Annotated in this window: 24 protein-coding genes and 1 other annotated feature; of the genes, 9 read left to right on the top strand and 15 right to left on the bottom strand. The window is 36.6% G+C overall.

Features of this window, described 5'->3' with window-relative positions; translation table 11 throughout:
* Positions 1-3: 3 nt before the first annotated feature.
* The 5 genes from mgtE to ACIP9G_RS18255 all read right to left on the bottom strand — a co-directional run bounded on the left by mgtE (position 4) and on the right by ACIP9G_RS18255 (position 4,416).
* Positions 4-1,380: a magnesium transporter gene (gene mgtE, locus ACIP9G_RS18275; protein WP_340826271.1), complete on the bottom strand. Its 1,377-nt coding sequence runs from the start codon at positions 1,378-1,380 to the stop codon at positions 4-6.
* 226 nt (positions 1,381-1,606) lie between these two features.
* The gene (locus ACIP9G_RS18270; protein ID WP_401021199.1) at positions 1,607-2,533 is read right to left on the bottom strand and encodes an RluA family pseudouridine synthase; all 927 of its coding nucleotides are present in this window, start codon (positions 2,531-2,533) and stop codon (positions 1,607-1,609) included.
* The gene (locus tag ACIP9G_RS18265) at positions 2,508-3,302 is read right to left on the bottom strand and encodes an NAD kinase (protein WP_340826274.1); all 795 of its coding nucleotides are present in this window, start codon (positions 3,300-3,302) and stop codon (positions 2,508-2,510) included. Before ACIP9G_RS18265 ends, ACIP9G_RS18270 begins: the two co-directional genes overlap by 26 nt.
* Positions 3,299-3,970, bottom strand: a complete 672-nt coding sequence (yjbM, locus tag ACIP9G_RS18260; RefSeq protein ID WP_340826276.1) for a GTP diphosphokinase — start codon at positions 3,968-3,970, stop codon at positions 3,299-3,301. Before yjbM ends, ACIP9G_RS18265 begins: the two co-directional genes overlap by 4 nt.
* A 62-nt stretch (positions 3,971-4,032) precedes the next feature.
* Positions 4,033-4,416 (bottom strand): UPF0738 family protein, encoded by a 384-nt coding sequence (locus tag ACIP9G_RS18255; protein WP_340826278.1) that lies wholly within the window; start codon positions 4,414-4,416, stop codon positions 4,033-4,035.
* 296 nt (positions 4,417-4,712) lie between these two features.
* On the opposite strand from ACIP9G_RS18255, the gene ACIP9G_RS18250 reads away from it, so the two are divergent.
* The 4 genes from ACIP9G_RS18250 to ACIP9G_RS18235 all read left to right on the top strand — a co-directional run bounded on the left by ACIP9G_RS18250 (position 4,713) and on the right by ACIP9G_RS18235 (position 7,603).
* Entirely contained in the window at positions 4,713-5,303 is a 591-nt protein-coding gene (locus ACIP9G_RS18250; protein ID WP_401021197.1) for a CYTH domain-containing protein, read from the top strand.
* 46 nt (positions 5,304-5,349) lie between these two features.
* Positions 5,350-6,141, top strand: a complete 792-nt coding sequence (locus tag ACIP9G_RS18245) for a lytic transglycosylase domain-containing protein (protein ID WP_401021195.1) — start codon at positions 5,350-5,352, stop codon at positions 6,139-6,141.
* 252 nt (positions 6,142-6,393) lie between these two features.
* Positions 6,394-6,801: a globin domain-containing protein gene (locus ACIP9G_RS18240; RefSeq protein WP_173478079.1), complete on the top strand. Its 408-nt coding sequence runs from the start codon at positions 6,394-6,396 to the stop codon at positions 6,799-6,801.
* On the top strand, positions 6,794-7,603 hold the full coding sequence (locus ACIP9G_RS18235; RefSeq protein WP_340826282.1) for a ClpXP adapter SpxH family protein: 810 nt from the start codon (positions 6,794-6,796) through the stop codon (positions 7,601-7,603). The genes ACIP9G_RS18240 and ACIP9G_RS18235 overlap by 8 nt, the downstream gene beginning before the upstream one ends.
* A gap of 613 nt (positions 7,604-8,216) precedes the next feature.
* On the opposite strand, the gene pepF is transcribed toward ACIP9G_RS18235, so the two are convergent.
* The 4 genes from pepF to spxA all read right to left on the bottom strand — a co-directional run bounded on the left by pepF (position 8,217) and on the right by spxA (position 12,938).
* Complete coding sequence (gene pepF, locus ACIP9G_RS18230; protein WP_401021191.1) at positions 8,217-10,034, bottom strand: oligoendopeptidase F; 1,818 nt, start codon at positions 10,032-10,034, stop codon at positions 8,217-8,219.
* Between the two features lie 108 nt (positions 10,035-10,142).
* Positions 10,143-11,264, bottom strand: coding sequence for a competence protein CoiA (locus ACIP9G_RS18225; protein WP_401021189.1), 1,122 nt, complete (start codon positions 11,262-11,264; stop codon positions 10,143-10,145).
* Positions 11,265-11,437: 173 nt separating this feature from the next.
* Complete coding sequence (mecA, locus tag ACIP9G_RS18220) at positions 11,438-12,106, bottom strand: adaptor protein MecA (protein WP_340826286.1); 669 nt, start codon at positions 12,104-12,106, stop codon at positions 11,438-11,440.
* A gap of 436 nt (positions 12,107-12,542) precedes the next feature.
* Positions 12,543-12,938 carry a transcriptional regulator SpxA gene (gene spxA, locus ACIP9G_RS18215; protein ID WP_024362527.1) on the bottom strand — a complete coding sequence of 132 codons (396 nt, stop codon included), beginning with the start codon at positions 12,936-12,938 and terminating at the stop codon, positions 12,543-12,545.
* 493 nt (positions 12,939-13,431) lie between these two features.
* Positions 13,432-13,663, top strand: a binding site (T-box leader).
* Positions 13,664-13,728: 65 nt separating this feature from the next.
* Here spxA and trpS point away from each other — a divergent pair.
* Positions 13,729-14,718 carry a tryptophan--tRNA ligase gene (gene trpS, locus ACIP9G_RS18210; protein WP_401021186.1) on the top strand — a complete coding sequence of 330 codons (990 nt, stop codon included), beginning with the start codon at positions 13,729-13,731 and terminating at the stop codon, positions 14,716-14,718.
* A 15-nt stretch (positions 14,719-14,733) separates the two neighbouring features.
* Positions 14,734-15,042 (top strand): hypothetical protein, encoded by a 309-nt coding sequence (locus ACIP9G_RS18205; RefSeq protein ID WP_401021185.1) that lies wholly within the window; start codon positions 14,734-14,736, stop codon positions 15,040-15,042.
* Here ACIP9G_RS18205 and ACIP9G_RS18200 read toward each other — a convergent pair.
* The 3 genes from ACIP9G_RS18200 to ACIP9G_RS18190 form a co-directional block, all read right to left on the bottom strand.
* Positions 15,026-15,256 carry a YuzI family membrane protein gene (locus ACIP9G_RS18200; protein WP_401021184.1) on the bottom strand — a complete coding sequence of 77 codons (231 nt, stop codon included), beginning with the start codon at positions 15,254-15,256 and terminating at the stop codon, positions 15,026-15,028. The genes ACIP9G_RS18205 and ACIP9G_RS18200 overlap by 17 nt on opposite strands.
* Positions 15,257-15,352: 96 nt before the next feature.
* A complete protein-coding gene (fabF, locus tag ACIP9G_RS18195) occupies positions 15,353-16,594 on the bottom strand; it encodes a beta-ketoacyl-ACP synthase II (RefSeq protein ID WP_340826292.1) in 1,242 nt (413 codons plus the stop codon).
* Between the two features lie 30 nt (positions 16,595-16,624).
* Positions 16,625-17,563: a beta-ketoacyl-ACP synthase III gene (locus tag ACIP9G_RS18190; RefSeq protein ID WP_340826293.1), complete on the bottom strand. Its 939-nt coding sequence runs from the start codon at positions 17,561-17,563 to the stop codon at positions 16,625-16,627.
* A 372-nt stretch (positions 17,564-17,935) separates the two neighbouring features.
* Between ACIP9G_RS18190 and ACIP9G_RS18185 the strand changes: the two genes are divergently transcribed.
* The gene (locus ACIP9G_RS18185; protein ID WP_340826294.1) at positions 17,936-18,130 is read left to right on the top strand and encodes a YjzD family protein; all 195 of its coding nucleotides are present in this window, start codon (positions 17,936-17,938) and stop codon (positions 18,128-18,130) included.
* Positions 18,131-18,187: 57 nt separating this feature from the next.
* Here ACIP9G_RS18185 and ACIP9G_RS18180 read toward each other — a convergent pair whose 3' ends face one another.
* Positions 18,188-20,314 carry an ATP-dependent Clp protease ATP-binding subunit gene (locus tag ACIP9G_RS18180; protein ID WP_401021180.1) on the bottom strand — a complete coding sequence of 709 codons (2,127 nt, stop codon included), beginning with the start codon at positions 20,312-20,314 and terminating at the stop codon, positions 18,188-18,190.
* Positions 20,315-20,579: 265 nt separating this feature from the next.
* Between ACIP9G_RS18180 and ACIP9G_RS18175 the strand changes: the two genes are divergently transcribed.
* The gene (locus ACIP9G_RS18175) at positions 20,580-21,275 is read left to right on the top strand and encodes a Crp/Fnr family transcriptional regulator (protein WP_401021178.1); all 696 of its coding nucleotides are present in this window, start codon (positions 20,580-20,582) and stop codon (positions 21,273-21,275) included.
* A gap of 219 nt (positions 21,276-21,494) precedes the next feature.
* Here the strand turns inward: ACIP9G_RS18175 and ACIP9G_RS18170 are convergent, their stop codons facing one another.
* Both ACIP9G_RS18170 and ACIP9G_RS18165 read right to left on the bottom strand, forming a co-directional pair.
* Positions 21,495-21,803 (bottom strand): metal-sulfur cluster assembly factor, encoded by a 309-nt coding sequence (locus ACIP9G_RS18170; RefSeq protein WP_173478090.1) that lies wholly within the window; start codon positions 21,801-21,803, stop codon positions 21,495-21,497.
* A gap of 53 nt (positions 21,804-21,856) precedes the next feature.
* Positions 21,857-22,621 (bottom strand): prolyl oligopeptidase family serine peptidase, encoded by a 765-nt coding sequence (locus ACIP9G_RS18165; protein ID WP_340826297.1) that lies wholly within the window; start codon positions 22,619-22,621, stop codon positions 21,857-21,859.
* 125 nt (positions 22,622-22,746) lie between these two features.
* Here ACIP9G_RS18165 and ACIP9G_RS18160 point away from each other — a divergent pair, with 125 nt between their 5' ends.
* Positions 22,747-23,553, top strand: a complete 807-nt coding sequence (locus ACIP9G_RS18160) for a Cof-type HAD-IIB family hydrolase (protein ID WP_340826300.1) — start codon at positions 22,747-22,749, stop codon at positions 23,551-23,553.
* The last annotated feature ends 85 nt before the right edge of the window (positions 23,554-23,638 follow it).

Below are 23,638 nucleotides of genomic sequence, written 5' to 3'. Positions count from 1 at the left end.
TTCTTAGCCTATTTGACTTAAAAACATTGTCGCTAGTCCTAAATAAATTAAAATACTCGTAATATCATTTAACGTTGTAATAAACGGACCAGATGCAACAGCTGGATCAATTTTCATGCGATGCATCAATAAAGGGATAAATGATCCAGCAAGAGTTGCCACTAAAATTGATCCACAAATAGCCGCACCTACAAGCATGCCTAATATTAATTCGTTTTTCCATATATATACAATACCGATAACAATGATACCACAAACAATACCAGTCAAAATTCCAGTACCAGCCTCTCGAAGTAACAGTTTCATTTTGCTATGTTCTTCAACGTCACCTGTAGCAATACCTCGAATGGCAACAGCCAATGCTTGTGTCCCACTATTCCCCGATGTACCCGAGATGAGGGGAATAAAGACCGCCAGTAGTGCAACTTTATCTAATGTATCTTCAAACTGCCCCATTAAATTCGCTGTTAGCATACCTAAAAACAATAATACGACAAGCCATGGCAATCGTTTTTTCGCTGCTTGCCAAGGACTTGTATCAAATTTATCCATATCTGAAATACCCGCTAATTTAGAGTAATCCTCAGATGCTTCTTCATCAATAACATCGATAATATCATCAACTGTAATAATCCCCAAAAGCTCACCTTTATCATCAATAACCGGTGTCGCCAAGAAATTATAATCTTTCATAATTTGTGCTACTTCCTCTTGGTCATCTCCAACATGTACCATTACAACTCGTTCATTCATAATTGAGCGAATAAGTGTATCTTCGTCAGCAATAATTAAATCACGAAGAGAAATAACACCTGTAAGTCGATGTACTTCATCCACTACGAAAATATAATAAATCGTTTCGGCATTCGGTGCCTCTTTACGTAATATCGCCATTGCCGAACGAACTGTAGAATTTTCAGGAATGGCCACGTATTCAGTTGTCATAATAGAACCAGCTGTATATTCATCATAGCTCAAAAGCTCATTAATCTCTCCAGCTGTTTCTTCATCCATCATGCCTAAGTAGCTTTCTCGTTGCTGAGTATCCAGCTCATTTAAAACGTCTGCGGCATCATCCGCATACATATGGGAAAGCATTTCCGCACCATATGCTGGATCCATCTCTGCTAAATATGCTTTATATTCATCATCATCTAATTCGATTGCCTCAAAAATATCAGCCATTTCCGTCGGAGACAAGTACGAATAGATGATCTTTCGTATATCAGGCTCCACCTTTTCATAAAACGTTGCCTGATCATATGGATGAAGTTCTAAAAACTCATCACGGAATGCGGTAATATCATTGGTCTCGAGCATACCTCGTAAATGTGCCTCGTCGAATTGCACATCATCCTTTTCATTTCTTTCCTCTATCATGCTTGTCCCCTCCTTCCGAGCGTTGAATTCATTTTACATACGTTGATGTAAATCTACCTTTTATATAATAGTGTGCATGTACTGTTTGTGCAAACTCTTTTTTTAGATAACATCAACTTTCTACTATACTATACCCTACAATTGGTTATTTTTCTGTTAACATGCTATTAAGATAATTATTTTTAGTAAAAATGATAAGGAGATGCCCGATTTTGCGAACACCTCCTCAATTATTTAATATTTGTTTCATATCATCCTTTATCGGACTAGTGAAATAATGCTTCTCTTTTGTTAGAGGGTGCTGCAAACATAACGATACGCAATGTAATGCTTGCCGATCTATCAGTTCGCGACTCCCTCCATATAAATCATCACCAACGAGCGGATGACCTAAATAACTCATATGCACACGGATTTGGTGTGTTCGACCTGTATGCAACTTTAGGCGAATATGAGTCATCGGCTCTCCTTGAACAGAAAAACGCTGTAATACTGTTACATCCGTATGAGCATATTGGCCATCCTGTCGTACCTCACGCTCAATAATGCTCGATTCTTTTCGTCCAATGGGCGCCACGATAGACTGCCAATCTTCTGTTAAATGTCCATGTACAATTGCTTCATATTCACGTGACACTTCACCAAGGCGTTGGGCTAGACCCATTAGATGATGAATATGCGCATGTTTTGCAATGCATAACAAGCCAGATGTATCCCGATCAAGTCTTGTCACAACATGAATAGTAGAAGCTAAACTCTGTTGTTCGAAATAGCCGCAAACATCATTTGCAATACTTTTAGTTGGATGCTCACGAGATGGAATGGTACTTTGATGTGCTGGTTTATCGAGCACTAACAGAGCCTCATCCTCGTAAATAACAGCAAGCTTGCCATATTCAATAGCAAGCCCATCACTTTTCTCTTCTGGTGGGAATTTTACTTCTACCTGATCACCTATTTGAAGAGGGTAACGTACATTTTGTTCGGTACCATTGACCGTCAATAAGCCTCCTTCAAATTTAATAGCTGTTAAGGCTCGTTTGGATATTTGCCATTCTGCTAAAGCTTCACGTAATAATTGGCCATCCTTTTCAGCTAAAAAACGGAGCGTAAAACGTGTATCGCTATTATTCATTTGCAACAAATGACTCATGCACACGTTCCCAGAATGGAAAAGGTCTAAAGCGTGCAAAGCGGACTTTTTCATTGGCTACATTAAAAGCAATGGATTTCACATCGCCTTGTGTAACTTGAATATGATCAACTGTCATATTAAAGTTTTGCTCATTGACTGGACGTAAAACACAGTGATGATGTGCTGGTAAAATCAATGGTGAGCCAACCGTACGGAAAACACGATTATTTATAGATGCTATTTCAGTAATTTGAAGTGCCGCTAATGTTGGATGAATAATAGCTCCTCCAAGGGCTTTGTTATAGGCTGTACTACCTGAAGGTGTCGAAACACAAAGACCGTCGCCACGGAATCGCTCAAACTGATTCCCGTTTAACTCTACATCCATTACGAGCGTAACATCCGGTGATTTCACCGTCGCTTCGTTTAACGCCAAATAAGTATTGGAATCAGTATTATGATGCTCCACTTTTACTTCCAGTAAAGGATACTCAACAACATTAAAATCCTTCTTGGCAATGGATAACACCAATTTCTCTAATTCCGAAGGCTTCCAATCCGCATAAAATCCTAAATGACCTGTATGAATACCGACAAACGCAACCTGATCTAGCAAATGTGAGTAGCGATGGAAGGCATGTAATAACGTTCCGTCCCCACCTATTGATACAACAATTTCAGGCGTCTCTTCGTCATATGTTAATCCAAAGTCTTGCAAATATGTTTTTGCTAGCTCCATTAATTCATTCGATTGTGCATCTCTACGTGATTGAATGGAAAATTTCATTGTGAGTCACGCTCCTTCTCTGATAGTAAACTAGGATTCGATGCCTCTTTATATTCACTAAAATAGGCCTGTGCTTCTTGGATTTCACTACGGATCGATGACATTTCTTCATCCAACCGGAATGCAGCCTCTGCGGCACTTTGCAGACGATTTTTTATTTCCTCTGGAAACATGCCTTTGTACTTGTAATTTAGTGAATGTTCTATTGATGCCCAAAAATTCATAGCTAATGTACGAATCTGAATCTCAGCTAGCACTACCTTTTTTCCTTGAATGGTTTCAACGGGGTATTCAACAATCATATGATGTGAACGGTAACCACTTGGTTTACTATGGGTGATATAATCGCGCTCTTCAACAACGCGCATATCCTTACGTTGCCTTATTAGCTCTGTCACCGTCGAAATATCATCTACAAATTGGCACATAATACGAACACCCGCAATATCGCCAAGCTCGTCGCCAAGTTGTTTCGAAGGTTCAAAGGCTAGTCCTTTTTCTAACGTTTTATCGTAAATGCTTGCCAGTGGCTTTACTCGTCCTGTGACAAATTCTATTGGCGAATTTGCATTGACAATGCCAAACTGGGAACGCATACCTTTTAATTTTATTTTTAACTCATCTACTGCTTGTTTATAAGGACTTAAAAAAATCTCCCATTGTCCCATCGCTAAAACCTCCCGACATTCGGTATCGAACAAAAGCAATACCGTCTGTTCGTTTTGTCTTTTTATTCAGCGAGAACTGCCTTGAAGTGTTGTTCCACTGCCTGAACAAATTCTGCTCCGTAATTGTAATTTCCTTCAATATTATACACGAGCATTTCTAATTCATCGTAAAAATTTGTAAGTTCAATAACTTCCTCATCTATTTTTAACATTGGGTTTTGCTTAGCTTGTAAAATATGTACAAGATTCTCCCAACTAGTTAGTGGAAAACGCAAATAATGATAGTCTTCTCCTGCATCAAGTAAATAAATAAAAGCAAAATCATCAGAGTCTGCAATTAATTGAGCAGCAGGCTTTAACTGTAAATTTTTATTATTGTCGTTTAAACTAAAATGAAGTTGCTGGTTTTCAAAATAAAATGATTCTATTGTATATATTTTACGCACATGTGGGTCCCCTTTTCGTCGTTCTCTTCCTCTTATTTTATCATATGGGGTAAATAGTTGCAGTGTGTAATTGCAAAACTACAAGTAAACTATGGTTAAAAATCTATTACGTCTCGGTGTATTTGCATCCAGATTATTTTCGGGCCTACTTGAAAAGCTCTTCTTAAAATCTGTGACCGCCGCATGGGACCTTAAAGTTGATTCCGCAGGGGTTTAAGCCTTCACTGAATCAATTGTATATGTGGCTGACTTCAGCTAAATCAAGTTTAAATACTAATAATAAAGGGTGAGCATACATGGCACAACAACTTGAAATTGAATTTAAAAATGTGTTAACCAAACAACAATATGAGCAATTGCTAGAAGATTTTCAAATCAAAAAAAATGCTATTCATCGTCAAACAAATCATTATTTCGACACACCATCTAATGCTATTCGAAAATTGCAAAGTGGGCTTCGTATTCGAATAATAGACAATTATTATGAATGTACATTAAAAGAAAAATCTTCAAAACATGTACATGTAGAGACGACGGACGAATTAACAGCAGTGCATGCCGAAAAAATGCTTGCAGGTCAAGGCTTTTATGCGCCTGAAGTTGCAAAAAGACTAGCGATACACAATATTCCATTAGAGCAATTAGCAGTGTTCGGTTCACTTACTACAGACCGTGTCGAAATTCCTTATAAAGACGGACTTCTTGTATTTGATCATTCTTTTTATTTGCAGTGTGACGATTATGAGGTAGAATATGAAACAAAAGATGAAATAAAAGGAAATGCAATCTTCGACGAATTTCTACAGCAATATGGTATAGAAAAACAAATTGCTGAAAAAAAAATCGCCCGCTTTATGAAAGCACTACAATCAATTAAGAAACAATAATTACAGCTACTTACTTAATAGTACAAACGAAAGGGTGACCAACTAATTGGATATCCAATCTTTAAGAACGATGCTTGAAATTCAAGCACTGCAAACACTTGGTTCAACAGATAATACTTCATCCAATTCTTTCACAAACAGCAATTCATTATTTTCTGATATGATTGATGAAATGTTAGGCGATGCCACAACAACTAACAGTGCAAAATTATCTAGTCTACTTGGAATGAGCTCATCAAGCTCAACAAATTTCATGGATCAGCTTAGTAGTTTAACAGGCATGTCTGGAGGAACCACAAATAGCTCGCTTCAATCATTGCTCTATAGTGGATCAAATTCAGTATATATACCTTCTTCTATCCAAGCTACGTTAGCAAAAATGCAATCCAGCACTAATCTTGATTCCTATGTATCAGATGATGTTATTGGATCAACTGCCTATGCAAATTCACTTGCTGGAGCAAACAAATACGGCGATATTATTGACAAAGCTGCAGCTACCTATAATGTACCTGCCAAGCTTATTGCAGCCGTTATAAAGCAAGAATCTAACTTTAATGCATTGGCTGTCAGTAATGCAGGAGCACAGGGCTTAATGCAATTAATGCCTAAGACAGCACAATTTTTAGGTGTAACGAATTCCTTTGATCCTGAACAAAATATTATGGCTGGCGCCAAATATTTGCGTCAAATGCTCGATAAATTTGATAATGATCCAACACTTGCGTTGGCAGCTTATAACGCGGGTGCTTCTCGTGTAACAAAATATAATGGAATCCCACCATTTAAAGAAACGCAGAATTATGTCAAAAAAGTGATGAATTACTACACTGTATAAATCGCATAAAACCTGTAATTACGGTCTTTTTCAGCAAATTTCACCCATGTTGGTGAAATTTGTGCTTTTCTAGCGAAAACATTTCCAAAGTGCTCTTTGTTTGTGTAAACGAATGGACGTTGATAGAATGAAGGTAGTCACAAGATATTCACATTTTTCTATTCAACATAGTATTAGCTAAAACTGTACATCAACATATTGATTTGCACTTTACGATATACTTCCTATAAAGAATAAAAGGAGCATTTACTTATGAGTCGAAAATACACTGTTCCTTATGAGGAGCTGGGCGCTGAAAAACTTTCTGAACTCATACATGCGTTCTATAAAAGAGTTGCACAGCATCCTGAACTTATACCAATCTTCCCAAAAGATTTAACAGAGACAGCACGCAAGCAAATTCAATTTCAAACACAGTATTTAGGTGGTCCAAATCTTTTTACTGAAGAGCACGGACATCCAATGATGCGTGCCCGTCATATGAATTTTCCAATTACACCCGATCGTGCCCAAGCTTGGCTAGAATGTATGGCTGAAGCAATGGATGAAGTTGGCTTGGAAGGGAAGTTCCGTGAAACCTATTACCACCGTTTAGTATTAACAGCTCATCACATGATTAATACACCTAATGACGATGAGGGGGAATTATTACGTGAATAATATTCAAATGTTGCAAGAACCAACACCGACGATTTCTACTGCCAATAAGCCAATTGAATTGTATATTTTCGTAGATCCACTTTGTCCTGAAGCTTTTAGTATGCAATCCATCATTCGTAAACTACAACTAGAGTACAATCATTATTTCTCATGGCGCATTGTCTTAAGCACAGAGCTTTCTTCACTTAATTGTCTGAGCAAGCGCATGAAAGGTTGTGAATCAGGGATTGAGCTGGATATTAATCACCCTGTTTTACCTTCTATAGCTATAAAGGCGGCAGAATTACAGGGTAAACGCGCAGGAGCTCGTTATTTATCAAAATTACAGGAATATGTTGTACTGAACCATCAAGATGTAAATTCCTATGCTACGCTTTTAAAAATAGCCGAAGATGTTCAATTAGATATGAATGAATTTGTAGTAGACTTTGGCTCAAAAGAAGCCGCACGCGCCTTCCAATGCGATTTGTATATAAAGCGGGAAATGGAAGTTGATGAAGTACCTAGTATCGTATTTTTCAATGAATGCATTGAAGATGAAGGACTAAAAGTGAGTGGTAGCTATTCCTATGAGGTTTATGAACATATTTTAGAAGAAATGATGAACGAGCAACTTATACGCCAAACGTTACCAACGATCGAAGAGTTGTTTTCAAAGTTTCAAACACTTTCTACAAATGATATAGCTTTTATTTATTCATTAACAGAACAAGCAGCTGAACGTGAATTAAAAAAACGTATGCTTCAACAAAAGATAGAACGTATTCAAACAGATCACGCTACACTATGGCGTCTTAAATAATGCAATTATACTTATATTCCAAAAGGTTAGGAACTCGCTCATTATATGACAGAGACCTATCCTTTTTTTTGTTTTATAAAACTGGTAATTAGATTAATTGATTTTCTACTACTAAGAAAAAGCAGTGCGTCAAAAACATTATTGATAGTGGAAAGATCGTTTCAATAGTCTTAGCAATAAAATAATGCACCACTAGCAAAAATAGTAAAAGAGATAGTTAGTAAAAAAACTACTAAAGGCACAAAGACGTTTTGCTAATAGCAACAAAGACCTAAAATAAAAGAGACGCCTCTATCCTCGACAGATAGAGACGCCTCTTTTTCACAAAGGGGATGGGAGAAATGTTCACGTTCAAACAAAGGGGTGTATGTTTGTTTTGTGATTTATTTCACAAGATTCACTTTATCATGGAATAATAAATTAAGCAATGTATCCTGCTTTAGATTCACAAATTTGTCATATAGAAAGCGATTACAATACAGTATTTTTTCAAGATGGTTACTTTTTTTCATTTGTAAATCTAAGAAAATCATTATTAATTAAATTTTTCTAGAATGACCTATTCCACTTAGCAAAGAAAATGGCTGTAGTAAGATTACTACAGCCACATAAATTAATTATTTAACAATAACTTTTCAAGTTCATTTAACCGTTGTTCAAATACGTTACAAGCATCATCAATTGGTTTTGCCACATTCATATCAACACCTGCTGCTTTTAGCACTTCAATTGGGAAGTCAGAGCAACCAGCTTTTAAGAAGTTATTAATATAACGTTCTACAGCAGGTTTACCTTCCTCCAAAATTTGCTTACTTAATGCAGTGGCAGCAGATTTTCCTGTAGCGTATTGATATACATAGTAATTATAATAGAAATGCGGAATACGTGCCCATTCCAGACCGATTTCCTCATCAATTACGATTGCATCTCCAAAATAGAGCTTATTTAAATTATAATATACTTCCGTTAAACGTTCCGCTGTTAATGATTCCCCATTTTTGTCCATCTGGTGTATTATATGTTCAAATTCTGCAAACATTGTTTGTCGGAAAACCGTACTACGAAACTTGTCTAACCAATGGTTTAATAAATAAATTTTCTGCTGCGGATCTTCTATTGTTTTTAGCAGATAATCATTTAACAATTCTTCATTACATGTAGAGGCTACTTCAGCCACAAAAATTGAGTAATCCCCGTAGACATATGGCTGATTTTTACGTGTGTAATAACTGTGTACACTGTGTCCAAATTCATGCGCTAATGTAAATAAATTATCTACATTGTCCTGCCAGTTCATAAGAATGTAAGGATTTGTACCATAAGTACCAGATGAATAAGCACCACTAGTCTTACCTTTGTTTTCCATAACATCAACCCAACGATTATCGAAGCCACTTTGAACAATGCTTTGATACTCTTCACCGAGTGGTGCTAGCGCCTTCACTAAAATATCCTTAGCTTCCTCATATGGCACTTTCATGTCAACTTCCTGGACAAGTGGTGTAAATAAATCCCACATATGCAATTCATCCACACCTAATAACTTTTTACGCAAAGCAATATAACGCTGCATAGCTGGTAGATGCTTGTGAATTGTCTCTACTAATTGGTCATACACACTTTCTGGGATAAAGTTATTTGACATAGCAGCATGACGTGCAGAATCATAATTACGAATATTGGCACTTACGTTATGTTTTTTTACATTGCCTGTCAAAGTAGCAGCAAATGTATTTTTAAAATTGCCATACGTTTCATACATCGCTTTAAATGCTGCTTCACGCACTGTTCTATTTTTACTTTCTAAAAACTTAATGTAATTGCCATGTGTGAGCTGAACTTCTTCCCCGTCCTCATTTTTCACTGTAGGGAAAACCAAATCTGCATTGTTCAACATACCAAACGTATTTGAAGCAGTGCCTGTCACCTCAGCCATCTGCGCAAGTAATGCTTCTTGTTCAGCAGGTAATACATGAGGGCGAGTCATTGAAATTTCTTTTAATGATTGCTTGTATAATTGTAAATCTTGATTTTCTGCTAAATAGCTTTCGATTGTTTCTTCACTTAGCGATAAAATTTCAGGCGTTAAAAATGAGAGTGCCGTCGAAATATTTGTCGCTAGCGTTTGAATACGACCATACAAGTCTTGATACAAACTATTCGTTTTATCTTGGTCATTACGCATATGCGCATACGTATACAGTTTCATTGTACGCTGATAAATTTCATCGTAATATGTTAATACTGCTAATAAGGCATCGGAACCATTTTTTAAAGTACCTGCATAGCTAGGTGCTTTTTTTGCTAGTTCTGCGACCTTCTTAAACTCCTCTTCCCATTGTGCATCAGTGGCAAAAATATCTTCCAATCGCCAAGTTAACTCTACTGGTACTTCATTTCTCATTAAAACTCGATTGCTGTTACTAGCCATGAGCCAGCCCCCTTTATATATGACTTTCCTTTACTCTAAACATTTTCTCAATATATTGCGACAATTGCAAATAATAATCTACCTACCTTTTCCTCCTCATGAGGTTTCTTAAACTTTTATATGACTATACAAATGCTCATATACTTTTCCCAAAATTTCCATACTGCATTCTTCTTGAAGGAAACTATACCCTAACAGTTTTCCATAGTTTTCAATAGCATGCACTCTTAAATTTGTAGGCTCTAAATTGAGTAGCGTAAGAAACAATTGAATTTCTTCTTTACTCATCTCATATGGTAGTAACTGTCGTTTTCTGCAAAAATCCAACAAGATTGCTTGCCATTCAATTGAAAAAATCGGAATAGCTTTTGCATTTATAACAGGTACGCCTATATAATGCGGCAACGCATTGAGTGAAAATTTTAATTCATAGCAGCTTCGTAGAAAAAGGTCTTGTACGCCTTTTTTACTTCGCATTAAACGTTGCTTCACATACTGTTGACACATTCTTTTATAAATATGCCAGTAAACAATAAATGCTTCATACGTAATTGACTTCGGCTCATAAAATGGAAAGTATTGTGTTTCAAGTGGAATATCGAGTACGTTCGCTATAAAAGTATGCCCGTGAACATGAAGAAGATTCGTCCAGTAATTAAATTTAGCTGCTCTCGCATCATATGTAACTAAATACGGCACATTGTTTGATGAATAACTAATAACGTTTTGGTGGATGGGAGAAATTCTAATTTTTTGAATAGCTTGCGTTGTATAACTGTTTTGTGGTGTTTGAAAAAGCCATAAAGCTTGGATATTATTTTTCTCATATCCCTCAGTTCGTAACTGCCAGTTTTCATTTGTTATCGCGCTACATTGAAATTCAAGCGCAATTGCTCGTTGTTTACTTTGTAGTAAAATATCCGGTCGTTGAGACAGTGTCGTTAAAAATGGCTCCAGCTCTACTGTATGCCCGAGTGATTTCAACCATTCAAATAATTGAATTTTTCCTCGCAAATGGAGCAGTGATTCTCCTTCTGAAAATCGTCGTTCACAAGATTGGCTAGCAATATGAGCAAAATGTGGGATATTGAGCTGACCAATTTTTAATTGAACAGGCTGCTGACATTGAGGGCAAAAAAATTGTTGATATTGGCGATACATTTGCAGAGCTTCTCTCGAATGATGATATGAGACAAATAATTGCTGCTGCTCTGTATAGGCAATTAGCATGGCAATCTTTCTCCTTTTTGCACCCATTGTAAAGAAAGCTATCCTTTAAGCCAACTAAATATCTGCTTTTCTTTGAAATTTGATTTTTACCACATAAAAAAAAGACTGTAGACATACTCAAATCTTTGAGTGTGTCTACAGTCTGAAAGTTCCTGATAAGAAGCTAAAAGATGTTAACTAAAATATTTTCGAACAGTTTCGAAGCAATCGTATTCCATAATTTTTTCGCCATATTCTTCAAGACGATGAATTGTGAAATTGGAAGGGCTTAAAAACTCTTTAATGACTGCGTTCTTATCATGACGATTTAAATCGTCATCTGCGTTTGCAAAGTCTACTACTAAATAGTAACAACCTTCATATTTGAATAATGAGGAATCCACTAAGTCGTCTGTCATCCGTTTTGCAACGGGGATTAACTCATCTATATCTTTAAATTTATAAACATAAATGTCTGTATCCATAAATAACTCTGATTCATCCATGTCACCAAATTGAGTTAATTGACTAAGAAGATCCTCTCCAACTTCGTCGAATGGGGCAAACATACTTTTTTGTTCATCATAATGTGAATGACCATCTAATGTTTCACCGTCTTTTAAAATATGTGCACGTGTGACAATGATTTCTAAGCCTACTTCCGACGCATTGATATGAATCCAAATCGGACCTTCTACATCAAAATAATCTTCCGTATTCACTTCATCAATCATATCCCAAAAAAGTTGCTCACCCTTTGCTCGGTTGTACCAAATTTCTTCACGACTATAGCCGCGATCCTCTATATCATTGTACGTAATAAAGAGCTTGAGTGTATTTTCATTTACACGTTCGATGTCCACTAGACCTCATCTCCCTTCACTGTCATTTGTCGAAAAACAGTATTATTTAATTAGTATGCTTTGATTCATTGTTTTTAACCTTCATACTCCCTTGTTTTTCAACCTTTGACCACACCACAGAAAGTCATCGAGTAACTGTAATCATAAATTTTTTGTTCACAGTTGTCTCTAATTCTATTGTATGCTGTTCTTTCATAAAATGAAAAGGATATACACCATTTCAAAGAAGATATTTGAATTATTGAAATTGTAGTAAACTATTTAGATTAAATCAAGTTTAACATACTTTTAGGGAAATATATGACTTTTACCTATTAATTATTAGTTTTGTTTGAAGGTTTTTACATAAGTAAAACATAAAAAAATAGATGTCACAACATGCATGCTTCTGCATTTGTAACACCTAATACATTATTCTATGCAATATAGGAGGATTTTAGTTCACCATGCGCTGTGCTTCTTGTAATTGATAAGCCCGAACCTTACGTGGTAAAAATCGTCGAATTTCATCTTCATTATAGCCTACTTGCAATCGTTTCTCGTCCAAAATTATTGGGCGTCGTAATAAGCCAGGATATTCTTGAATTAGTTCATATAAGCGTTGTAATGGTAAGCTTTCAACATCTACATTCAATTTTTGGAATATTTTGGAGCGAGTTGAAATAATTTCATCTGTTCCATCCTCCGTCATTCGTAAAATTTCTTTAATTTCACTAATGCTTAACGGTTCAGAAAAAATATTACGTTCTGTATATGGGATTTCATGCTCCTCTAACCATGCTTTCGCTTTACGACAAGACGTACAACTTGGTGATGTAAATAAAGTAACTATCATACTGACACATCCTTTCTCTTTGTTTTCGTTATCTATAAGCCACTTTGTTAAATTAGAATTAATGTAATGTAAAACTACAGTTCCATTATACAGCACTCTGCTGTATTTGAATATAGTTCCAAGGAAAAAAAGAATGCATAGTAAATGACTTTGTTACAAAATATTCTGTCTTTTAATACTACCTTAAAGTATCTAATTCCTTTGCATGTCCAACGAACTAATAATAATATTCCCATTAGCACATCATTTTAAACATGGATATACGGAAAGTAGTTGTTCTCAATTAAAAAATACAAACGAGAATAATGTCACTTAGACGTGTACAATTATGACGCTTCTTTCCAAATGTAGGTTGCTTTTTTTTACAAAACTAAAAAAATTCAGTCTAAAGACTGACTTTTCAGGCTTGCATTTAGTTAAGTCTTTATACTATAATGTGGTGCAATAAGAAAAGCGCATTTTGCGCATTACCTCTACATTAATAATGTAGTTAAAAACGCTGACGAAGAGTAGTACATATGCAATATACATGTATAGAGAGTCTGTGGTTGCTGGAAACAGATCATGTACGCATTTGGAATGGACTTCCGAGTTAGCTTTGTGAACGTACAAGTAAGCACTTGATACCTATTAGCAAAGCTCGTCTCTTCACGTTACGAAGCTAAGTGGCCTTTTAGGCAAGCAGGGTGGTACCGCGGATTCGAACATCATTCGTCCCTTCATTAGTAAAATCTAATGAGGACGCATGATGTTTTTTTATTTTTCGAACCCCGAGGAGGAACTTATTATGACAACAATTTTTTCAGGCGTACAGCCAACTGGTATTGTGACATTAGGAAATTATCTTGGCGCATTCAAGCAATTCCCAGCTTTACAGGATGAAGGGAATGCCATTTATTGTATCGTTGACCAACATGCAATTACTGTTGCGCAAGATCCAAAAGAGCTACGTCAAAACATTCGTAATTTAGCTGCTACTTATATCGCTACTGGTATTGACCCTCAAAAGTCCACACTATTCATCCAATCAGAAGTACCTGCCCATGCCCAAGCAGGGTGGATGCTACAATGTGTCGCTTCTATCGGTGAGCTAGAGCGCATGACGCAGTTCAAAGATAAATCCCATGGTAAAGAAACAGTTTCTGCAGCACTTTTAACATATCCACCATTAATGGCGGCTGACATTTTATTATATAACACGAATATTGTTCCTGTAGGAGACGATCAAAAGCAACATATTGAGCTAACACGTGACCTTGCAGAGCGCTTTAACAAACGCTATGGTGAAGTTTTAACAATTCCTGAAATTCAGTTACCAAAAGCAGGTGCTCGCATTAAATCTTTACAAGAGCCTACAAAAAAAATGAGCAAGTCCGACCCAAATACAAAAGCAACAATTAAGCTTTTAGATACAGCTAAGGATATTGAGAAAAAAATTAAATCAGCAGTAACTGACTCTGATGGTATTGTGGCTTTTGATGTTGAAAATAAACCTGGCGTTTCAAATTTATTAACGATTGAATCGGCTATTACAGGTGTATCTATTGATGATTTAGTGAAAAAATATGATGGTATCGGTTATGGTGGCTTTAAACAAGGTGTGGCGACAGCAGTTATCGATCATCTTACACCAATTCAAGAAAGATTTTATAACCTTGTAGAATCCTCTGAATTAGATATCATTTTAGATGCAGGCGCAGAAAAGGCAAATGCTATTGCTAGCGCAACTTTAAAGCGCATGGAACAAGCTATGGGCTTAGGTCGCACACGTCGCTAAGAAAGGAATTAGCATATGCACTGTGAACATTGCAATAAAACAATCAAAGCCTTACTGTTAGAAAGTGACTTTGGTGCAGATCCATTATGGTGTGGCCATTGTCGCGCTAATTTAGAATTAGAACAGCTTCCTTTAGGAGAGGTGTTATTAGCTGATCTGACGACATGGATGTGTAAGTTTGGTGAATGGATTGATCTTGAAACAGATTCATTTATCGAAGGTATGGAATACTTAGCGAAAAATCATGATGAGCAAGGTGAAGACTTGGCCCAAAAAGTAGCAGTAGAATTAGCGGTGCCCGTAACATTTATACCTTATCTTTAAGATTAGCTGTTCGATCAAAACCAAAATCGAGCACAACGCTACAAAGTACAATACAAGCTCCAATTGCCATATAAAATTCTGTCGTATGCATAATAAATTTAAAGACAACTGACCAGGAATAACCAAGAGTCCGGTAATTTAAATATAAAATTAAATTGCCAATGGAAAGTATCATTAATCCATAGCTCATTAAAAATATAAAAAGACGAAACAAATAAACGGCATCCTTTCTATTTCTTCTTACTTTCTTTTCTATTCGCTAGCTTTTAAAAAAAGACGTCAGCCTTGTAAATTAGGCTGACGTTTTTTATTATTCCTCAATTTTTTTAAATAATAGACTTGCGTTATGACCACCAAAACCAAGTGAATTACTCATTGCATATTCAATGTTCGCTTCACGAGCTTCATTCGGCACATAATCTAAATCACACTCTGGGTCTGGCTCTGTTAAATTGATTGTTGGCGGTAAAATGCCCTCTTTCAATGCTAGTGCTGTAAAAATGGCTTCCACTCCACCAGCTGCACCTAGTAAGTGACCTGTCATTGATTTAGTAGAGCTCATCGCTAATTTATAAGCATGTTCTCCAAAAGCAGTTTTTACTGCTTGTGTTTCAAATAAATCATTGTATGGTGTACTTGTTCCATGTGCGTTAATATAGCCAACTTGTGAAGGGTCTACTCCACCATCTTCTAATGCTTGAGTCATCGCACGTGCAGCACCTTCACCTTCTGGAGCTGGTGCAGTAATATGATGCGCATCTCCAGTTGAACCGTAACCAAGAACTTCTGCATAAATTTTTGCGCCACGCGCTTTTGCATGTTCGTATTCTTCTAAAATAACAATCCCTGCACCTTCACCAATAATAAAGCCGTCACGATTTTTATCAAATGGACGAGAAGCTGTTTGAGGATCCGTATTTAACGATAATGCTGTATTCGCACAGAAGCCTGCAACCGCCATCGTCACGATTGGTGATTCAGCTCCTCCTGAAATCATCACATCAGCATCGCCACGTTCAATTACTTTAAATGCATCACCAATTGAATTCGTACCTGATGCACAAGCTGTTACTGAACAAGAATTGATGCCCTTAGCTCCAAAGTGAATAGACACTTGACCTGAAGCCATATCTGGAATCATCATTGGAATAAAGAATGGACTAACACGTCTTGCGCCACGCTCTTGGAACGTTAAAAATTGTTGTTCATATGTTTCCATGCCACCGATACCAGAGCCAATCCATACACCTGCACGTGGTGCTAATTCTTCATCGATTGTAAGCTGTGCATCTTCCATCGCCATAATAGACGCTGCTAGTGCATAGTGCGTGAAACGGTCCATTTTGCGAGCTTCTTTACGTTCAATATACTTTTCAATATCAAAGTCTTTTATTTCAGCAGCGATTTTGGCAGCGAATAGATCTTTATTTAAGCGCGTTAATTCACCAACGCCTGATTTACCAGCCTTGATGTTTGCCCATGTTTCTTCGATGCTATTCCCTAGTGGTGTAACAGCGCCAATTCCTGTAATTACTACTCGTCGTTTACTCATTGTCTTACTCCTCTCAAGCAATTTTCTATGTTATTTTCCCCATCTCATTGCAACGGCACCCCATGTTAAGCCACCGCCAAAACCGACAAGTACTAATAAATCATCATCTTTTATTTTACCTGCTTCAAGCTCTTCTACTAAAGAAATACCAATAGAAGCTGCTGATGTATTGCCATATTTGTGAATCGTTTTTGACATTTTTTCTGCTGGTAATGCTAATCGTTCACGTGCCGATTCCATAATTCGAATATTTGCTTGATGTGGAATTAAAAAGTCAACATCTTCTTTTGTTAAACCAGCTTTGTCTAATACATTAACTGCTGATTCACCCATTTGACGTACAGCAAACTTAAATACTTCACGACCGTTCATCGCAATTGTCTCTTGCTGCGTTAAATAAAGATGCTTACCGCCCGTGCCGTCTGCTCCAAGCTCAAATGATAAAATCCCTCTACCTTCTGATACAGGACCGACAATGGCAGCACTTGCTCCATCACCAAATAAAACAGCCGTATTGCGATCTTCCCAATCAATGACTTTTGACAGCTTTTCAACACCTACTACTAAGACATATTTATAAGCGCTTGATTCTACAAATTGTTTTGCTGTCACTAAGCTATATATAAATCCTGCGCAAGCTGCTGCTTGGTCCATCGCTGCTGCATTTACAGCGCCAATTTGCTCCTGAACCATACATGCTACACTTGGAAATGTTTGATCTTGTGTTACAGTTGCTACAAGTATTAATCCTATTTCTTCAGGTGTAATACCTGCTTTTGCAATAGCATCTTTCGCAGCTGCTACTGCTAAATCTGAAGTTTCCTGATTATCTGCAGCGAAATGACGTTCTTCAATTCCTGTACGAGTTCGAATCCATTCATCCGAAGTGTCCATAATTTTTTCTAAGTCAAAATTCGTAACGACCTTTTCAGGAACGTATCTGCCTAAACCTATAATACCTGCGTTCATATAGCAACCCCTCTGCTTTCTTACTATCAATTATTAGTAACTGGTCATAATTATAACTCATAATGAAGGAATGGTGCAAGGTGAATTAAATTAAGTATACCAGATAGTAGTCGTTCAATCGCTGGTAAAAGTACTACTATCGCCGATTGAAGTCTCTTAATCGCCGGTAAAACTTCTGTTATCGCCGATAGAACTTGTTCTATCGCCGCTTAAATAATTCTCTTCTACCGACAAGCTAAAATGTTGTTACAAAATTGCCATAAATCACCGCTCTGTATGCGCCACTTTTTGATAAAAGGTTCTTTTTTTTTCGACTTATGTTATGATATGATAATGTATATGTAATAAAAAAGTTCGGTTGAGGTGAATTAAATGCAATATATCGTAACGTTCATATGGTCATTCTTACTAGTTTCAATGTTAAACTACGTAGTAAGTGCTGTAATCGGAGTACCATTTGATTTCCAAACTGGTGCGATCCTTTCATTGGTATTCTCTGTACTTATTTTTGTTATTGGCGCAATCATTCCAAATGAGCCAACTCCAGAAGCCGCAGACCACCATTAATCAATATCATAAAAAAAACCTGTCTCGCCTAATGCGAAACAGGTTTTTTTCTATTTATTATTTTTCGACTACACACTGACCATTTTGCATTTTAATATGCAAAGTCTCTCCTGGTAGTACTTCGCCACGCAATAATTCCTTGGCAACTGCTGTTTCAATATAACGTTGTACAAAGCGTTTTAATGGACGTGCCCCAAACTGCGGATCTGCTCCTTGTTCAACAACCCAATCTATTACTTCTTGAGCCACATCTAATGTAATTTCCTGCTCAGCTACACGTTTTACAAGTTGCTCAACATATTTCCAAGCAATCGCAGTGAAATGTTCTTCAGATAACGCATGGAACATAATAATATCGTCCACTCGGTTTAAAAGTTCTGGCTTAAAGTGCTGACGCAGCGCTGCCATTACTAAATCCTCAACTCCAGCATCATCTTCTTGTGCTTCCATTAAATAGCTAGAGCCTATATTCGATGTTAAAATAATTACGGTATTTGTAAAGTTCACCATTCGTCCCTGACTATCTGTAATGCGCCCATCATCTAAAATTTGCAATAATATGTTCGCTACATCAGGATGAGCCTTTTCAATTTCATCGAGTAATACGACAGAATACGGATTACGACGAACCGCTTCAGTTAATTGTCCCCCCTCTTCATAGCCGATATAGCCTGGAGGTGCACCAACGAGACGTGATACGCTATGTTTCTCCATATACTCACTCATATCAATTCGAATAAAATGCTCCTCGGAATCAAACAACTGTGCAGCAAGTGCCTTAGCAAGCTCAGTTTTACCTACACCTGTTGGCCCTAAAAATAAAAAGCTACCAATTGGGCGATGTGGATCTTTAATACCTGCTCGGGCACGCCATACTGCTTCTGTAACAAGCTGAACAGCATTATCCTGTCCTACAACCCGTTCATGTAACGTATCTTTTAAACGCAGTAATTTTTCACGTTCACCTTCAACTAACTTTGTTACAGGGATACCTGTCCAACGAGATACAATTGATGCAATTTCGTCAGATGTGACTTCTTCACGCAAAATACGTGTCTCACTACCATTTTCTAGATGTTGCTCCATCTCTTGAATCTCTTTTTCAAGCGCAGGAATTTTGCCATGTCGTAATTCAGCAGCTTTATTTAAATCATATTTACTTTCCGCTTCGTCTAAATCTCGACGATATTTATCAAGTGATTCACGTTTTTTCTGGATGCCTTGCAATGCTTCTTTCTCTGCTTCCCATTGTTTTCGCATCCCTTCTGATGAATCTTTAAGCTTTTTTAACTCTTCTTGTAATTGCTCAAGACGTTTTTTACTAGCTTCATCTTTTTCTTTACGCAATGCTTGTTCTTCAATTTCTAACTGCATTATACGACGAGTCACCGCATCTAGTTCTTGCGGCATCGAATCGATTTCTGTTCGTATCATCGCACATGCCTCATCAATTAAATCAATCGCTTTATCTGGTAAAAAACGCTCTGTAATATAGCGATTTGAAAGCTCTGCAGCAGCTACAATAGCCCGATCATGAATACGTACTGCATGATGCAGTTCAAAGCGTTCTTTTAAACCACGCAAAATAGAAACGGTATCTTCAATAGATGGTTCACGAACAAGCACTTGTTGGAAGCGGCGTTCTAAAGCTGGATCTTTTTCAATATACATACGGTATTCGTCTAGCGTAGTAGCGCCTATACAGTGGAGTTCCCCACGCGCAAGCATAGGCTTCAACATATTTCCAGCATCCATTGCTCCGTCTGTTTTACCAGCACCAACAATTGTATGGATTTCATCGATAAATAAAATAATGCGCCCTTCAGATTCTTTTACCTCTTTTAGTACGCCTTTTAATCGTTCTTCAAATTGACCACGATAACTTGCACCAGCTATTAATGCACTCATATCAAGCTCGTACAATACGCACTCTTTTAATCCTTCTGGAACATCACCTTTCACAATACGTTGTGCCAACCCTTCTACAATGGCTGTTTTACCTACTCCTGGTTCACCGATTAAGACCGGGTTATTTTTCGTTTTACGCGTTAAAATTCGAATCACATTGCGAATTTCTTCATCACGTCCAATTACAGGGTCCATTTTGCCGTTTTTTACTTCTTCAACTAAGTTACGACCAAATTGCTCTAATGGTTTTTTATCATCAGTTTGTTGAAATTGCATTGTAGCACTCCTCTTCTCTCTTCTTTTTTTATATCTTTACCCTTATTCTGATTTCATTAAAAGTTTGACCTTTTTTGACTAACTTTATTTTACAACAATCGACAAATCGTAGCAAAAAAAAAGCTCAAAAATATTTTACTGAAAAATGGAAAATTACGTTATAATAGTGGTATGTTTCGTTGTTTTAGTATATCGAAATGATTATCGTCATCCTTTTGTAATACAGGTAATTTTTATTACAAAAAGAAAGAGATGTGTTTGATATATGGTACTAATGGATAATATTCAAGAGAAAATGCATGCACTTTTTAAAAATAATGGCGTTTTTATTAAAGTGAATAAAGATAGTAAAATTTTCTTAGAAGGGGAACGAGCTAAAGAAATTTATTATATTAAAACAGGGGCTATTTCGATTAGCCAGGAAACCGAAAATGGAAAGGAATTAACAATTCGAATTTGCGGTCCTGATAGTATAATTGGTGAAGGCTCATTATTTTGTAACCTCACTTATTTTTCGATGACAGCTAAAGTTTTAGAACCTTCAACGTTGTATGTTTTAAGTCGTAAATCATTAGAGCATCTATTAGTGGAGCAGCCACATTTAATGGTAGAGTATATGAAATGGTTGCAAACAGAAAATTTAAAATATCAAAGCCGTCTACGTGATTTAGTGTTAAATGGTAAAAAAGGTGCTTTATTTTCTACGCTAATTCGCCTTTCAAATACGTATGGGAAGCCATTAGAAAATGAGGCAATTTTTATCGACTTTCCATTAACAAATTCAGAAATTGCGAATTTATGTGCTACAAGTAGAGAAATGATTAACCGAATGTTGAACGATCTTAAAAAACATCACATTCTATCCTTCGAAAAAGGCTATATTACTATTCTTAATTTACAATATTTAAAAAATGAAATTGCCTGTGAAAACTGCCCATTGCAAATTTGCCGTATTGACTAATATATCAACAACGGCGTGACATATTTGAGACATGCGTAGGTTTCATTAACGATTAATTAAGCAATAATTTTAATTCTCAGTGAATGCAGTGCATCTTTGGCATGTCTTCCCTACTTATAAAAGCGGAGGACTTCTGCTAAAGCAAAATAAATATTAAATCCCCGCTTACAGTTATGTGCAAGCAGGGATTTTTTATTCATATTGTTAGAAGTCAATCTATTAGCGGACACCTAATGCCATTTTCGCATAGCGAGACATTTTATCTTTTGACCAAGGTGGGTTCCATACAATATTTACATTTGTACTTTTCACCTCTGGTAGTTCACTCATAGCTGTATTTACTTGATCGACAATAACCGGTCCCATTGGGCAGCCCATTGAAGTTAATGTCATTGTAACTGTTGCTAACCCCTCGTCATCTAAATCTACATCATATACTAAACCTAAGTTGACGATATCAATACCAAGCTCAGGGTCGATTACGTTTTCTAATGCACTTAACATGCTGTCTTTCATATCTTGATCCATCTGTATTTCTCCTTTCGTCACAGTGTTAACTTAATCATAGCAGATGCTTCTTATTATGCCAAATGCTGTGCAAGCCAATCGGTTGCCGCCAACATACCTTCACGTGTTACAGTATGACCAGCATGTTTATCTGTAATAAATTTTAAGTTGCTCGGATTTTCATCGTAGTATGCACGTAATGTTAAATAAAAGTTATACGTATCATTAAAAGGTACGGTTTTATCATGCTCACCATGCCAAAAGAATACAGGGCGTCCAGCGAATTGTTCTGGTGTTAAACTGATATCATACTTTGCGAGAAGTTCATTCGTTTTTTGTACTTCTTGCTCTGACATCGGAAATTTCACACCGTTTTTCGCCATTTGTTGCAATTGATAGGCACCTAATTTAATAAAACCAGGGCCTCCCATACATATTGCTGCCGTTTGAATCCAATTATAACGTTTTAAACAGCCAGATGTGACGATTGCACCCATTGAAGTGCCCGCTACACCAATTTTATTGTTAGCTATTAATTGCTTATTCTTTAATTCTTTATATAATTGCTCTACTTCATGAATAGAATTTAAGACGATATCCCAAAAATGTAAATTCATTTGAGTCTCTGTTAATCCTTCGCTGCGATCACCATGAAGTTTTGCATCTGGTAATAGGACACGCACCCCTTTATTTACTAACTGGTATGCATAATGTAAGTTATGTTCTTTTGCACTCATAAAACCGTGTAAGAAAATTACTACCGGGGTATTTTCATTCATATTATCTGTCGATATATGTAACAAAGGAATATGTCCCCAAATTTCATTCTTTACTAACATTCTTGTCACTCCCAACTTTTGTCTAACCTTTTTTATGTTAGCAAACTTTTTTCAATGTGACAAAATTTTGACGTATGGATTACAAAGAGATACTATTCAAACATATAGGAAAGGGGCAACAAGCAATGAAACCGCATTTAATCGTTTTAGATTTAGATGGTACGTTATTAACGGACCAACAACAAATTTCTTTAAAAACAAAACAAACATTATTGCAGGCTAAGGAACAAGGGCATCAGGTTATGATTGCCACAGGTCGTCCTTATCGTGCAAGTGATATTTACTATCATGAGCTTGGTTTAACAACACCTATTGTGAATTTTAATGGCGCTTATGTCCACCATCCTAAAAATGCTGCTTGGCAAACAATGCATACACCGATTGACTTAAACGTTGTACGAGAGGTTGTTGATTCTGTTAATAGCTATGAATATGAAAATATTATAGCTGAAGTGAAGGATGACATTTATGTGCATACAGAGGATGATCGCATACTAAATATTTTTAACATGGGTAACCCAAAAATTACGTTAGGTGATATTTCGACAAACCTATTAGTTAATCCAACAAGTCTCCTAATTCAAGCTAACGAAACTAACTCCATGATTATTCGAGACCATTTACAAGCAGTTCATGCGGAAGTTATAGAGCATCGTCGTTGGGGTGCACCGCTACATATTATTGAAATTGTCCGTCGTGGCTTAAATAAAGCTGTCGGTATTTCACATGTAGCTAAAGATTTAGGTATTCCGCGTGAGCGTATTATCGCCTTTGGTGACGAGGACAATGATTTAGAAATGATTGATTATGCCGGTATTGGCGTCGCTATGGGTAACGGCATCACTAGCTTAAAAAACATAGCCAATGAAATTACAACGACGAATAATGAAGATGGCATTGCTAAAATACTTATTGAGCGCTTAAAATTATGATAGTTAAGTAGTAATTCCCCTTTTTTCAGCCATTTAAAAATAGGGAGAAGTAAGCATTACTAATAAATACAGTTTTTTAGGAGGT

Source organism: Lysinibacillus sp. NPDC093197, from assembly GCF_044754025.1.
In the GTDB taxonomy this organism is placed as follows: domain Bacteria; phylum Bacillota; class Bacilli; order Bacillales_A; family Planococcaceae; genus Lysinibacillus.
This window is presented reverse-complemented; position numbering and strand designations above follow the sequence as displayed.